Origin of the sequence: Corallococcus macrosporus (assembly GCF_017302985.1) — a bacterium.
Classification (GTDB): Bacteria; Myxococcota; Myxococcia; order Myxococcales; family Myxococcaceae; genus Corallococcus; species Corallococcus macrosporus_A.
In genome coordinates this window covers 106838-119113 of record NZ_JAFIMU010000007.1, presented here as the reverse complement: position 1 = coordinate 119113, position 12276 = coordinate 106838, and the positions used below count along the sequence as shown (strand labels likewise).

Genomic DNA, 12276 nt, shown 5'->3' with positions numbered 1-12276 from the left:
TCAGTGGGCCGTGGCGAGGTTCTTCCAGAAACGCACGAGGCTCTCGTCCGCCCCGAACAGGGTGCTGAAGACGGTGGAGTCCGCCACCAGCACGTCGCCGGCCCTGCCATCGCCTGGCGGCATCCACACCAGCGCGTTGAACTCGGTGTTGCCCGCGCTCGTGAACGGGTGGGGCCGGGTCCGGTCGATGGGCTGCTTCGCCAGGACGCGAGCCGAACCGGAGTCCTCCGAAGTGACCGCGTAGTGCGGCAGGTGCAGGTGGAAGTTGAAGTTCTGGACCCCGGTCAGCCAGCCGCGCGTGTCCAGGTCCGCCATCACCGTCAGCGGGGCGCTCCGGTTCGTCCCCGCGACGACGGCGGGGCGCAGACCCCAGCGATTCTCCACGGGGATTCCCAGCCCCTTCATCAACGAGCGCGCATAGCGGCCGAAGCGTTGCTGCCGCGGCACCAGCGCATCGCCATGGTGGGCGTATTCCTGGGCACGCTCGTCCAGGTCCGGAGAGTGCCCGACGTCATGGTGGGGGCCAATCACCAGACAGGTGCCTTCGCGCTCGAGGAAGGCGCGGACCGCTTCGATCTCCTCCGGGGCGGCCTCCTGCTCGGTGACGTCGTGGTCCAGACCGAAGATGAGCAGCGTGTCCGCATCCCCGAGGACCCGCTCGTCGAGCGGCAGGGAGAAGCCCGCCTGGTCCACCCGCTGGAACATGGGGACCTTGTGCCCGGTGACCTCTTCGATGACCTGCTGGAACTTCACCCACGCCCAGAAGAAGAGCTCCAGCGAGCCCGCGATCCCCTGCTGGAACCTCCGCGCGTCCGACCACTGAGGGGACTCGTAGGCGGGCCAGAGCACCCGGCGGACCTCGACCATCGTCGAGAACCGGTTGTCCATCTCGGCGGTGTTGCGATTGGCCTCTCCGGGGTAGCTCCAGGACGTGTACACGCTGACCCGCCGATGGTCCCGCGAGTACTTCCTGGGAGTGTGGCTCTGGTTGTACGTGCGCCCGGATGGCTCGCTCATGACAGGCCCCTACTGCATCTGCTCGAGCATCTCGGTGAACGAGGCCTTGAGCTTCAGGGCCTTCTTGATCTCATCGCTCGTGAAGTAGGGATACTCGCCGTATTCGAGGAAGCTGTTGCACTGGTGGTCCCGGATGAACTTGACGAACGCGGGCGCGTTGGTCTTCCAGTCCATGGGAAACCCCTCGAGGTTTTCGAAGGCGGTGTTGATGCCGGACTTCGTGAAGAGGACGACCGCGTCCTCGGTGTATTTGTCGAAGTCGGTGTCGAAGATGCCCTGATACATGAACCGGGTGTCGTCATCGAAGAGCACCCAGCGCAGGTAGTGGAGCTTGAGCGGTGCGAGCAGGTCCGGGGCGCCCTTGAGCGCTTCGGCCAGGCTCTGACCGTAGCCGCGCAGCGTATCGGCGCGCCCCGGCTTGACGTTGGCGACAATCGTGAAGCCATAACAGGCGGGGGTCTTCGGGAAGATGGGACCGTACTTCCCCTTCTCCAGATGGTCCGTCGACCTGGGTATCGCCATGGCCTGGGGTTTGATTTCCATTGCCCGTCTCCCATTGCTCGTGCACTTCAAGCTCGGGGTGGGGATCCGCACCTGCAAGGGGGACAGCGCCTTCGAGCGGGAGAGCACAGGCCGTCCCGTCGTCCCGGCATTCAGGGCGGCGGCACGCGGCACGCGCCCCCCACTGGGCGGAGCAGGGGGCGGTCGTTCAATCCCTAGCCGACGTACGCCGCCAGGTGCTTGCCGGTCAGCGTTGACGGCTTCGCGACCAGACTGGCGGGGGTGCCCTCGAACACGACCCGCCCGCCGTCGTGGCCCGCGCCCGGCCCCAGGTCGATGATCCAGTCCGCGTGCGCCATGACCGCCTGGTGGTGCTCGATGACGATGACCGACTTGCCGGAGTCCACCAGCCGGTCCATCAGCCCGAGCAGTTGCTCGACGTCGGCCAGGTGCAGGCCGGTGGTCGGCTCGTCCAGCACGTAGACGCCGCCGTCCTCGCCCATGTGCGTCGCGAGCTTCAGCCGCTGCCGCTCACCTCCCGACAGCGTGGTGAGGGGCTGACCGAGCCGCAGATAGCCGATGCCCACGTCCGTCATGCGCTTCAGGATGGCGTGCGCGGCCGGCGTCTTCGCCTCGCCGGTGCCGAAGAAGGTGACCGCGTCCGCGACGGGCAGGTCGAGCACCTCCGCGATGTTGAGCCCGCCCAGCCGGTAGTCCAGCACCGCCGCCTGGAAGCGCTTGCCCTCGCAGTCCTCGCAGACCGTGCTGACGCCGGCCATCATCGCCAGGTCGGTGTAGATGACCCCGGCGCCGTTGCACGTCGGGCACGCGCCCTCCGAGTTGGCGCTGAACAGCGCGGGCTTCACGCCGTTGGCCTTCGCGAACGCCTTGCGCACCGGCTCCAGCAGGCCGGTGTACGTCGCCGGGTTGCTGCGCCGCGAGCCCTTGATGGCGCCCTGGTCGACCGTCACCACGCCGTCCCGGCCGGACACCGAACCGTGGATGAGCGAGCTCTTCCCCGACCCGGCCACGCCGGTCACCACCACCAGCACGCCCATGGGAATGTCGACGTCGACCTTCCGCAGGTTGTGGGCGCTGGCGCCCCGCACCTTCAGCGTCCCCGAGGGCTTGCGCACCGACGGCTTCAGCCGGGCCCGGTAGCCCAGGTGCCGCCCGGTGAGCGTCTTGCTGGCGCGCAGCCCTTCGACGGTGCCCTCGAACACGACCTCACCGCCGGCGGTGCCCGCGCCCGGACCCAGGTCGACGACGTGGTCGGCGATCTCGATGGCCTCCGGCTTGTGCTCGACGACCAGCACGGTGTTGCCCTTGTCGCGCAGCCGCAGCAGCAGGCCGTTCATCCGCTGGATGTCGTGCGGGTGCAGCCCCACCGTCGGCTCGTCGAACACGTACGTCACGTCGGTGAGCGCGGACCCGAGGTGGCGGACCATCTGGGTGCGCTGGGCCTCGCCGCCCGACAGGGTCCCCGACGGCCGGTCCAGGCTGAGGTAGCCCAGGCCAATCTCCACGAACGAGTCGAGCGTCTGCCGCAGCGTCGCCAGCAGCGGCGCGACGGACGGCTCGTCCAGGCCGCGCACCCAAGCGGCCAGGTCGTTGATCTGCATCGCGCAGGCCTCGGCGATGTTGATGCCTTTGATCTTGCTGGACCGCGCGGCCGCGTTAAGCCGCGTTCCGCCGCACTCGGGGCAGGGGCTGAACGTCACCGCGCGCTCCACGAACGCGCGGATGTGCGGCTGCATCGCCTCGACGTCCTTGGACAGGAACGACTTCTGGATGCGCGGAACCAGCCCCTCGTAGGTCAGGTTCATGCTCTCCACCTTCACCTTGGTCGGTTCCCGGTAGAGGAAGTCGTGCAGCTCCTGCTTCGTGTACTTCCGGATCGGCTTGTGGGGGTCCAGGAACCCCGAGGCCGTGAAGATGCGCACCTGCCAGCCATCGACGGTGTAACCCGGGATGGTGAGCGCACCGTCGGCGAGCGACTTCGTGTCGTCGTACAGCTGGGACAGGTCGATGTCGTTCACCGAGCCCATGCCCTCGCACCGCGGGCACATGCCGCCGGTGCCCGCGAGGTTGAACGAGAAGGCGTTGGATGAGCCGATGTGCGGCTTGCCCAGCCGGCTGAAGAGCACCCGCAGCATCGCGTTGGCGTCCGTCGCCGTGCCAACGGTGGAGCGGGAGTTGGCGCCCATCCGCTCCTGGTCGACGATGATGGCCGTCGTCAGCCCCTCCAGCACGTCCACCTCCGGCCGGCCGAGCGACGGCATGAAGCCCTGCACGAAGGTGCTGTAGGTCTCGTTGATCAGCCGCTGCGACTCCGCCGCGATGGTGCCGAACACCAGCGACGACTTGCCGGACCCCGAGACGCCGGTGAACACCGTCAGCCGGCGCTTGGGAATCTCCACGCTCACGTCCTTGAGGTTGTTCTCCCGGGCCCCCCGGACGCGGATGAGGTCGTGGCTGTCGGAGGGGTGCGGCGGGGCGGCGGTCTTGGGCTTGTTCATGGGCGTGGGGTATATGCCTTGACGGGAATATGAACCAGTGCGTATATGAACCGCATGGAATCTTCGTTCGCGATCATCGCGGAGCCGAACCGACGGAGCATCCTCAGCCTGCTGGCGGCGTCGGAGTGCTCCGTGGGTGAGCTGGAGCGCCAGCTGAGGATGCCCCAGTCCTCCGTGTCCAAGCACCTGAAGGTGTTGCGCGAGGCCGGCTTCGTGGAGGCGCGCGTCGATGCCCAGCGGCGCGTCTACCGGCTGCGGCCCGAGCCGCTGATGGAGGTGGACGAATGGCTGACGCCCTTCCGGCGCTTCTGGACGGCCCACGTCGATGCGCTGGAGCGCCATCTGGACCGGATGGACGCGACCCCCGAGACACCCACGAAAGGAAAGAAGCGATGAGCCACCGTGCGAAGTACACGCCCGGCCCCGCGGCGGGAGCCCGGATCCAGAAGGAAGGGGAGAAGTGGACGCTGGTGCTCGTCCGGGACCTGCGCCATCCGCCCACGAAGGTCTGGGAGGCCATCACGGCTCCGGAGCACCTGCGCGAGTGGGCGCCGTTCGATTCCAGCCGGAACCTGGGCGCCGTGGGGGCCGTGAAGCTGACCACCGTGGGCGCGCCGAAGGAAATGGTCTCCGAGAGCCAGGTGAAGCGCGCGGAGGCGCCGAAGCTGCTCGAGTACGGCTGGGGTGGGAACGACATGCGCTGGGAGCTGGAGCCGCTGGACAGCGGCGGCACCCGGCTCACGCTCTGGCACAACATCCAGCGGGGCTTCATCTCGATGGGCGCCGCGGGCTGGCACATCTGCTTCGACGTGCTGGATCAGCTGCTCGCCGGAGAGCCCCTGGGGCGCATCGTCGGCGCCGAGGCCATGAAGTTCGAATGGCAGCGCTTGAACGTCGAGTACGCGAAGCAGTTCGGCGTCGAAGCTCCCAACCCTCCTTCCGCTCCCCGGAGCTGACCATGCACCGCAACAAGGGAATCCTCATCGGCTTCTGGGTCGTCACCGCGCTGTTCTGCCTGCAGATCGGCTTCACCGCCTACGCGCAGCTGGCCCTGCCGCAGGTGGCGGAGTCGTTCGCCCACCTCGGCTTCCCGGGCTACTTCCGGGTGGGGCTCTCCTGGGCCAAGTTCCTGGGCGTGGCGGTGCTGCTGGCGCCGGTGCCGGCGCGGTTGAAGGAGTGGGCCTACGCGGGCTTCGCCTTCAACCTGATTGCCGCGTTCGTTGCCCACGTCGCGGTGGGGGATGGCCCGCAGGCGTGGGGCTTCGCGGTGGGCACCGGCGGGCTCTGGGGGCTCTCGTATGTCCTCTGGCGCCAACTGCAGGTCCGGGCGCACGCCCCTTCGCTGGAGGTCGCCCATGGCTAGCAGTGACCAGGCCACCGGAGCCGCCGCGTCCAAGCTGATTGATCAGCGCATCGTCGACCTGGGCGACTGGCGCGGGGAGACCCTGGCCCGCATGCGGGCGCTCATCCTGGAGGCCGACCCGGAGATGACCGAGGAGTGGAAGTGGATGGGCACCCCGGTCTGGTCGCACCACGGCATCGTCTGCACGGGTGAGTCCTACAAGAAGGCCGTGAAGCTGACCTTCATCAAGGGGGCCAGCGTCCCGGACCCGTCGGGCCTCTTCAACTCCAGCCTGGAGGGCAACACGCGCCGGGCCATCGACATCCACGAAGGCGAGAAGGTCGACGCGCGGGCCTTCAAGGCGCTGGTGAAGGCCGCGGTGGCGCTGAACGGCCCGGCGAAGAAGAAGCGGTAGCGCGTCAGCGGACGGGGACGCCGCGCACGCATGAGTCGTAGAGCGTCAGCGAAACGTTCCCGGTCGTCCGTGCCCGCAGCCAGGGCACGCCGTGAAGCTCCAGGTCCACCGTACAGACGACGATGGGCCTTCTCCGGGCGACTTCCTCGATGCGGCGGAGCACGGCCGACAGCATCTCGCCGTTGAAGGGGGCGTAGAGGAAGAACACCGAGCCATCGAGGTCGGTGTCGGCGGCGTTGGCGTGAACGAACGAGACGCGCGGCAGGGCCAGTTCCGCGCAGCGCGCCCTTGCGAGGTGGACGAGAGGCTCCTGGACCTCCACCCCCTGCGCTCGCGCACCGGACAGGAGGTGCGCGAGGATCGCCACGCGTCCCATCCCTGAGCCAAGGTCGACGAACGTGTCATCGCGCCGGAGCGGCACCTCGGCCACCATCGCGAGAATCTCGTCCACGCCGCACGGCAGATAGGGCACCGCACCGCGTGGAAGGTCCGCGCTGTCGGGCGGTGGCGCATCAAACCCGAGCAGCGCGTCGACCCAGCCGTCCCGCTCGACCAGTGGCACCGAGAGCAGGAGTTCGCGGAACGCGTCGCCCCTCAACGCACCGGACTGGATGTCGGCGCGCGTCATCACGGACAGGAGAAGGCTGGAGCGGAGTCCGTCGTCATCGACCCATTGCCGCGCGACACGTTGGATTGGTCATGCACGCTTTCGCTCCTGCCGGAGGCCCGCAGGATACAGCCGGCGGCTCATGACCGGGCGAAATCACGCAGGAGCTCGGCGAGCGCCTCGGGTTGGTCCTCGGGGAGGATGTGCGCGGCGTCGGGGAGGCGCGCGGTCACGAGGTGGTCACACAGCGGTGCGATCTGCCGCGCGAGGGCGTCGCCGACGACTCCTCCGGCGACCGCGAGCGTCGGGACGGTCAGGCGCTCGACCTTCGCGAGGAGCCGGGCGTTCTCGGGGAACGCCCGGTAGTGCGCGAAGGCGCAGCGGAGCGCGTCGTGGCCTCGGTAGGCATCGAGGAACGCGGCGCGTGCCTCGGCGGAGAGGCCGCGCTTCGTGCCGATGGCGAAGAAGTGGTCGAAGTACGCCTCCTCGTGGCCCGAGATGACCGCCTCCGGCATGTCGGGGATCGCGTGGAACGCGAACCACCACGGCGGACGGAAGGACTCGGCGCCTGCGAGCCCGCCGAGGATCGCCTCCATCACGACGAGCTTCTTCACCCGCTCGGGATGGCGCGCGGCGGTGAGGAACGCGATCGGCGCGCCGAGGTCGAGGCCGATGACGACCGCGGGCTCCTTCGTGCGCGCGGCGAGCACGGCGAGCACGTCCGCGACGAGCGTGTCGAGGTCATAGCCCGACGTCGCGCGCGTCGTCGCGCCCAGGCCCCGGAGGTCCGGTGCGATGACCTGATGCTCGCTGGCGAGCGCGCGCATCACGTTCCTCCAGACGAACCAGGTGTGCGGAAACCCGTGGAGGAAGACGAGCGGCGGACCCCTGCCCGCCGACGCGACGTGGATCCCGATTCCGTTGGCCTCGACGGCGTCATGCTGGAAGTCGTTCATGGGGCCAACCATGTGCTTCGGGATATCTGGTATCAAGAGGATACCAGGAGGAGTCCAGGGTACCTGGATGGGACCAGCGCACCTGGAGGAAACCACGATGGCCGCACGCAGACCGGAAGGCCCCTTCGTCGCCACGTGCCCGACGCGCGAGCTGCTCGACCAGCTCGCTGACAAGTGGTCGGTGTTGCTCCTGCTGGCCCTGTCTGACGGACCGGTGCGCTTCAACGCGCTGAAGCGCAAGGTCGAAGGCATCACCCAGAAGATGCTCGGACAGACGCTGCGCCGGCTGGAGCGGAACGGACTCGTCGAGCGCCGCGTCTTCGCGACGGTCCCCGTCACCGTGGAGTACGAGGTGACGCCACTCGGCCGCTCGCTCTATGGCGTCGTCGACGCACTCCGGAACTGGTCCATCGACAACATCGGCGTCGTCAAGAAGGCGCGCGAGCGCTTCGATTCGACCCGTTAGCCTATGGCCGCGTGACGTGCACGAGGCTGGTCATCGCGTCCACGTACAGGGTCGTGTCGTCGGCATACAGCGGCAGCAGGGGCGTGACGGACACCTGGTTCAGCTTCGTCTTGCGGAGCTGCTGCGTGGCCGGGTCCTTGAACACGGCGTAGGGAACGTCCTGGATGACGTAGGGCTCGCCGTTCACGTGGCCAATGATCATCAACACATGGCCGGGGACGACGACGAGGTCGCCCACGTCCGCCCGCGCCAGTGCGCGCAGCCGCTCGGCGTGTGAGTCCTGCGCCGTGAAGAGGCGATGGTTCAGCGCCGCGCTGCGGCCCTGCATCCCGGAGTTGGGCGGCAGGAACAGCCCCATGGCGCGGTACACCTCACTGCTCAGGCCGCTGCAGTCGCGCGCATTGAACTGGTGCCCCCAGCCATAGCGCTCGCCGAGGAACTTGAACGCCTGACGGAGGATGTTGGCGCGCGTCAGCGGCAGATAGCCCGGCGCGGTGTCGGCGGTCCGGCGCAGCAGCGCACTCTTGAAGGCCAGCGCGCCCTCCTGCCCGCGCACCGGCAACAGCACCGGCCACGACGCGTAGCTGCTGGCTCCGTTGACGGGCTCACCGGGCGCGACATCGGCCCGAGGCAGCGCGATCCCCATGTCGAGCTCCAGCTCGGACACCTCCGGTGCTTCCGGCGTGAAGACCGTGCGGACCTGGTCCCCCGTGACGACGCGTCCGGGCGCCTTCGCCACGTACGAGAACACCGCGTCCGCCGTGCCCTCCGCGATATCGCCCCGCCGAACCCACGCGGGGGCCTGGGTCGTCAGGACGAACAGCCACTGCTGATCCGCGCTCTCGTGCGCGATGACGACCGGCTCGCCCGGGAACAGGACGCCGGCCTGCAGGCTTTCGTAGTCGCGCAGGTCCTCCGAAGCGAAGAACTGTCGGTCCGACGGCAGCGCCCGCAGGGGTGTGCGCCGCACGCTGAGGCCGTAGCGAGCGGGGGAGGATTCCGGGAGGTGCTCCTCCGCGGCGTTCTGGCGGAGCCCGTCCAGCACCGCCTCCGTCACCGGCCGCCCCTGTTCGTCGATGGCCGCCTGGATGGGGGTCCGCCCGGCATCCCGGACCCAGCCAGCGACCTGGGCCCGCGTCAGCGTGGCCGGGATGCGCTTCAGGTCCACCAGCCCTCCCTCCGGACCCGAGGCGCGCAGGCGCTTCGCCGCCACCTGGTCGGCATCGAGCAGCACCGCATCCGGAGACGGCGCGCGGCGGATCCAATACTCGGGCGACAGCATGTCTTCGCTGAACGCCGGCACCCCGGACGGAGACACGGCGAGCGCGGACGGCGCGGCGCAGGCGCCAAGGCAGGCCGTGGCCCCCATCATGGCGAGCGAGATGGCCCGCCTGCGCCACGTGGGAGTGCCCACCCGGCGGGTCGAAGTCGAGGAGGGGGAGGCCAGACGGTCCATGCGGAACGCTCCTACCGGAAGAACGAACTCCCGGCGTCCGCGATTTCACGGGCATGTGACGTCCCTCTCCGGGAGACCCGTGGCGGCTGTGTCCCGCGCCGTGCGCTATGCTGGTCCGCCACATCCCATGTCCTCCTCACAGAAATCCCCTGGTTTCGTCCGCAGCCTCGTGTTGCCCGCGCTGCTGCTCTTCGCCCTGCCGCTGGTCGGGCTCTGGTTCTCCGGCCATGCCGCCGACAGCTACGACGCGGATGTGCTCGAAGCCGTCAAGAAGCAGTTGGACCAGGACACGTCGCTGAGCGCCGCGGACCGTCAGGAGGCGTTCGCCTTCTACAGCGCGGTCCCCGCGTCGGCGGCCTGCGCGAGCGACGACGTGGAGCTGACGCGCTACCGCGAGAACCTGGGCGACGCGTGCTCGGACCTGAAGCAGTTCCAGTGGGCCCTGCTGGGCTCGTGGATCCTGCTGGCCATCGGCCTTGTCTCCACGGCGATCGCGCTCCTGTGCGGCCTGGCGGCGTTCATCTCACGCCCCTTCCAGTACGGCGGCTTCGTGGTCGGCTGGCACGTGCTGCGCATCTCCAGCGCGCTCCAGGTGCTGGGGCAGGGCACCCTGCTGGTGTGGCTCTCCTATTGGATGACCGCGCTGTGGACGAACCGCTACTACCCGAAGCTCATCCTCATCATGGCCGGCATCGCGGGACTCGCCGTGTTCGTGGTGGTCATGGCCATCTTCACCCGCCCGTCCTCGGACTTCGAGGTGGAGGCGGAGGAGCTCCCCGAGGAGCGCGCCCCGGAGCTGTGGGCCTGCGTGCGCCAGTTGTGCGCGCGGCTGAAGACGACCCCGCCCGACCACATCCTCGCGGGCATCGACACCAACTTCTTCGTCACCGAGCATGAAGTGCGCGTGGGCGGGCGCACGCTGACGGGCCGCACGCTCTTCGTGAGCCTTTCCCTCTTGCGCACGCTGGAGCGCTCCGAGGCGGAGGCGGTGCTGGCGCACGAGATGGGGCACCTGCTGGGCGGCGACACGGGGCACAGCAAGCGGCTGTCGCCCACGCTGTCCCGGTTCAACCACTACCTGCAGACGCTGCACGAAGGGGGCATGACGATGCCCATCTTCTATTTCATGCGGGCCTATCGCGCGTTGTTCGAGCTGTCGCTGGGCCGCAGCCGGCGCGCCAGTGAGCTCGCGGCGGACCGGCTGGCCGCGGGCGTGACGTCGGGGCAGGACATCTCCCGCTCCCTGGTGAAGGTGGGCGCGTACGCCAGCTTCCGTGCGCGCGTGGAGGAGAAGCTCTTCGCGGAGGATGCGCGGCACCACTCGGTGGCCATCGCGCAGCGGGTCGCGCACGGCTTCTCCGAGTACGCCCGGTCCGAGGCGGTGCACGACGACCTGAAGGGCGCCGTGACGCCCCATCCCTTCGACTCCCACCCGCCGCTGGCCGCGCGCATGGAGAACGTGGGCGTCCACCTCAAGCCCGCGGACATGACGCAGGTGCTCCTGGAGCCCGTGACGTCCTCGTGGGTGGACGGCATCGTGGACGCGGAGGCCATCGAGGCGCGGCTGTGGGGCGTCTACGAGGAGCGCTTCGCCCGGGCTCATGAGCTGGCGCTGGCCTGCCGCTACGAACCGGCCACGGACGAGGAGCGGCAGCTGGTGGAGAAGCACTTCCCGCCGCTCGTCTTCGAGGGCAAGGAGGCCGGCTACGAGGTGCGGATGGACTACGCGCAGGTGAGCTGCACGGAGTGGGAGCAGCCCGTCCTGTTCGACCAGGTCGTGACCCCCTCCACCGCCGAGCGCCTGTTCAAGAAGTACCTGGACCTGGATGTCATTGACGGAAGCCGCTCCACCAGCCGGCGCTCCATCTGCCTGAGCAAGCTCAAGGACCCCGATGCGGTGCTCAATGCCTTCCAGAACTACCTGGGACGGCACCGGTTCATGAAGGCGCACCGCCCCGAATCAAAGGCGGCCTGAGGACCCCGTTCGAGAGCTCGAACGAGGTGCCGGCGGGGAGCGCGCTCCCCGCGACCACGGCGTCGGCACGCAGCGTGCCGTTGAAGATCCGCGAGGAAAGGCTCAGGTGCGTCCCGCCCGCCAGCGGGAGCCCCTTCACGTCGTGGTCCCGGGCGAGCACGCCGCTCACCTCGGCGAAGTAGACGGGGTCCGGGATCGTGACTTCGTGGAAGGGGGCCAGGGGAAGGCCTTCGACCACCATGGGCTCGGACGGGGTGAAGCGCAGCGGGCGCCCCGTCTCCGGATGACGGAAGAGCTCCGTGCCTCCGGCGCACGCGACGCCTTCCACGAGCGCGGGTCCGGCCAGGGTGACGAGGTAGATCCGGCCGTGTTCGGAGAGGTAGACCGGGGTGCCCGCCCGCGCCACGAAGCCCCCTTCGCAGCGCGCGTCATCATGCGGCGTGACGGTCGCGGGCCTGCCGGTGGACGCGTGGATGCGCTCGACGTCCACCAGGCCTTCGATGCCGGGCACCCGCGTGTTCTTGGGAGCGTGCTCCGACGCGAGCTGGTCGAAGGAGGGCATGTCGTGCGGATGCAGGCCCTCCGAGACGCGTTGCAGGAGCGCGTCGTAGGTGGAGGCGATGAAGCGCGTATCGCCATACGTCTCGCTCATGTGGAGGTAGAAGACGGCCCCCGCGCCCCGCTGGAGCCGGTCCTCGACGTCGAGGTACCAGGCGCCGCCGCCCCCATCCCTGGCGAAGGGGACCAGCCCGGGCAGGTCATCGCTCTCATCGCCGTACCGGTCCAGGTTGAGGCGCGTCCGGGGCCCGGCGATGGAGCCCCCTCGGGACAGGTCTTCCAGAAGTCTGGCGGGAAAGCGTGGGTCGATCATTCCCAGACAGCTTCCGGGCAAACGCCGAGCAGGAGCAAGCGCGGGCGTCCTGATGACTGGCGCCATCCGCCTGGTGACTGCGGTCATCGGCTGGAGCCCTGATGCGCGACCCCTGTCCCTGTGAAGTTCATGGGTTGTGCGGTCCACCTGG

The 12276-nt window shown here is 69.0% G+C and carries 13 protein-coding genes; 6 read left to right on the top strand and 7 right to left on the bottom strand.

Annotated features, from left to right (window positions below; translation table 11 throughout):
- From JYK02_RS12800 to JYK02_RS12790, 3 genes are all read right to left on the bottom strand, one after another.
- Entirely contained in the window at positions 1-1017 is a 1017-nt protein-coding gene (locus tag JYK02_RS12800; protein ID WP_207051212.1) for a hypothetical protein, read from the bottom strand.
- A gap of 9 nt (positions 1018-1026) precedes the next feature.
- Complete coding sequence (locus tag JYK02_RS12795; RefSeq protein WP_242588723.1) at positions 1027-1539, bottom strand: hypothetical protein; 513 nt, start codon at positions 1537-1539, stop codon at positions 1027-1029.
- 194 nt (positions 1540-1733) lie between these two features.
- Entirely contained in the window at positions 1734-4037 is a 2304-nt protein-coding gene (locus tag JYK02_RS12790) for an ATP-binding cassette domain-containing protein (RefSeq protein ID WP_207051210.1), read from the bottom strand.
- Between the two features lie 54 nt (positions 4038-4091).
- Between JYK02_RS12790 and JYK02_RS12785 the strand changes: the two genes are divergently transcribed.
- The 4 genes from JYK02_RS12785 to JYK02_RS12770 are packed head-to-tail and all read left to right on the top strand — an operon-like array spanning position 4092 to position 5794.
- Positions 4092-4433, top strand: coding sequence for an ArsR/SmtB family transcription factor (locus tag JYK02_RS12785; protein ID WP_207051209.1), 342 nt, complete (start codon positions 4092-4094; stop codon positions 4431-4433).
- Positions 4430-4993: an SRPBCC family protein gene (locus tag JYK02_RS12780; protein ID WP_207051208.1), complete on the top strand. Its 564-nt coding sequence runs from the start codon at positions 4430-4432 to the stop codon at positions 4991-4993. Before JYK02_RS12785 ends, JYK02_RS12780 begins: the two co-directional genes overlap by 4 nt.
- Before the next feature lie 2 nt (positions 4994-4995).
- A complete protein-coding gene (locus JYK02_RS12775; RefSeq protein WP_207051207.1) occupies positions 4996-5400 on the top strand; it encodes a DoxX family protein in 405 nt (134 codons plus the stop codon).
- Positions 5393-5794, top strand: a complete 402-nt coding sequence (locus tag JYK02_RS12770) for a DUF1801 domain-containing protein (RefSeq protein ID WP_207051206.1) — start codon at positions 5393-5395, stop codon at positions 5792-5794. The genes JYK02_RS12775 and JYK02_RS12770 overlap by 8 nt, the downstream gene beginning before the upstream one ends.
- 4 nt (positions 5795-5798) lie before the next feature.
- On the opposite strand, the gene JYK02_RS12765 is transcribed toward JYK02_RS12770, so the two are convergent.
- Together JYK02_RS12765 and JYK02_RS12760 are read right to left on the bottom strand one after the other, a co-directional pair.
- Entirely contained in the window at positions 5799-6422 is a 624-nt protein-coding gene (locus tag JYK02_RS12765) for a methyltransferase domain-containing protein (protein WP_242588925.1), read from the bottom strand.
- 119 nt (positions 6423-6541) lie between these two features.
- Positions 6542-7357 (bottom strand): alpha/beta fold hydrolase, encoded by an 816-nt coding sequence (locus tag JYK02_RS12760; protein ID WP_207051204.1) that lies wholly within the window; start codon positions 7355-7357, stop codon positions 6542-6544.
- Between the two features lie 97 nt (positions 7358-7454).
- On the opposite strand from JYK02_RS12760, the gene JYK02_RS12755 reads away from it, so the two are divergent.
- Entirely contained in the window at positions 7455-7823 is a 369-nt protein-coding gene (locus tag JYK02_RS12755; RefSeq protein WP_207051203.1) for a winged helix-turn-helix transcriptional regulator, read from the top strand.
- Position 7824: 1 nt separating this feature from the next.
- Here JYK02_RS12755 and JYK02_RS12750 read toward each other — a convergent pair whose 3' ends face one another.
- Positions 7825-9279: an SH3 domain-containing protein gene (locus tag JYK02_RS12750; protein WP_207051202.1), complete on the bottom strand. Its 1455-nt coding sequence runs from the start codon at positions 9277-9279 to the stop codon at positions 7825-7827.
- A gap of 127 nt (positions 9280-9406) precedes the next feature.
- Between JYK02_RS12750 and JYK02_RS12745 the strand changes: the two genes are divergently transcribed.
- The gene (locus JYK02_RS12745; RefSeq protein ID WP_207051201.1) at positions 9407-11254 is read left to right on the top strand and encodes a M48 family metallopeptidase; all 1848 of its coding nucleotides are present in this window, start codon (positions 9407-9409) and stop codon (positions 11252-11254) included.
- On the opposite strand, the gene JYK02_RS12740 is transcribed toward JYK02_RS12745, so the two are convergent.
- Entirely contained in the window at positions 11217-12125 is a 909-nt protein-coding gene (locus JYK02_RS12740) for a hypothetical protein (RefSeq protein ID WP_207051200.1), read from the bottom strand. The two genes, JYK02_RS12745 and JYK02_RS12740, sit on opposite strands and share 38 nt — an antisense overlap.
- Between the last annotated feature and the right edge of the window lie 151 nt (positions 12126-12276).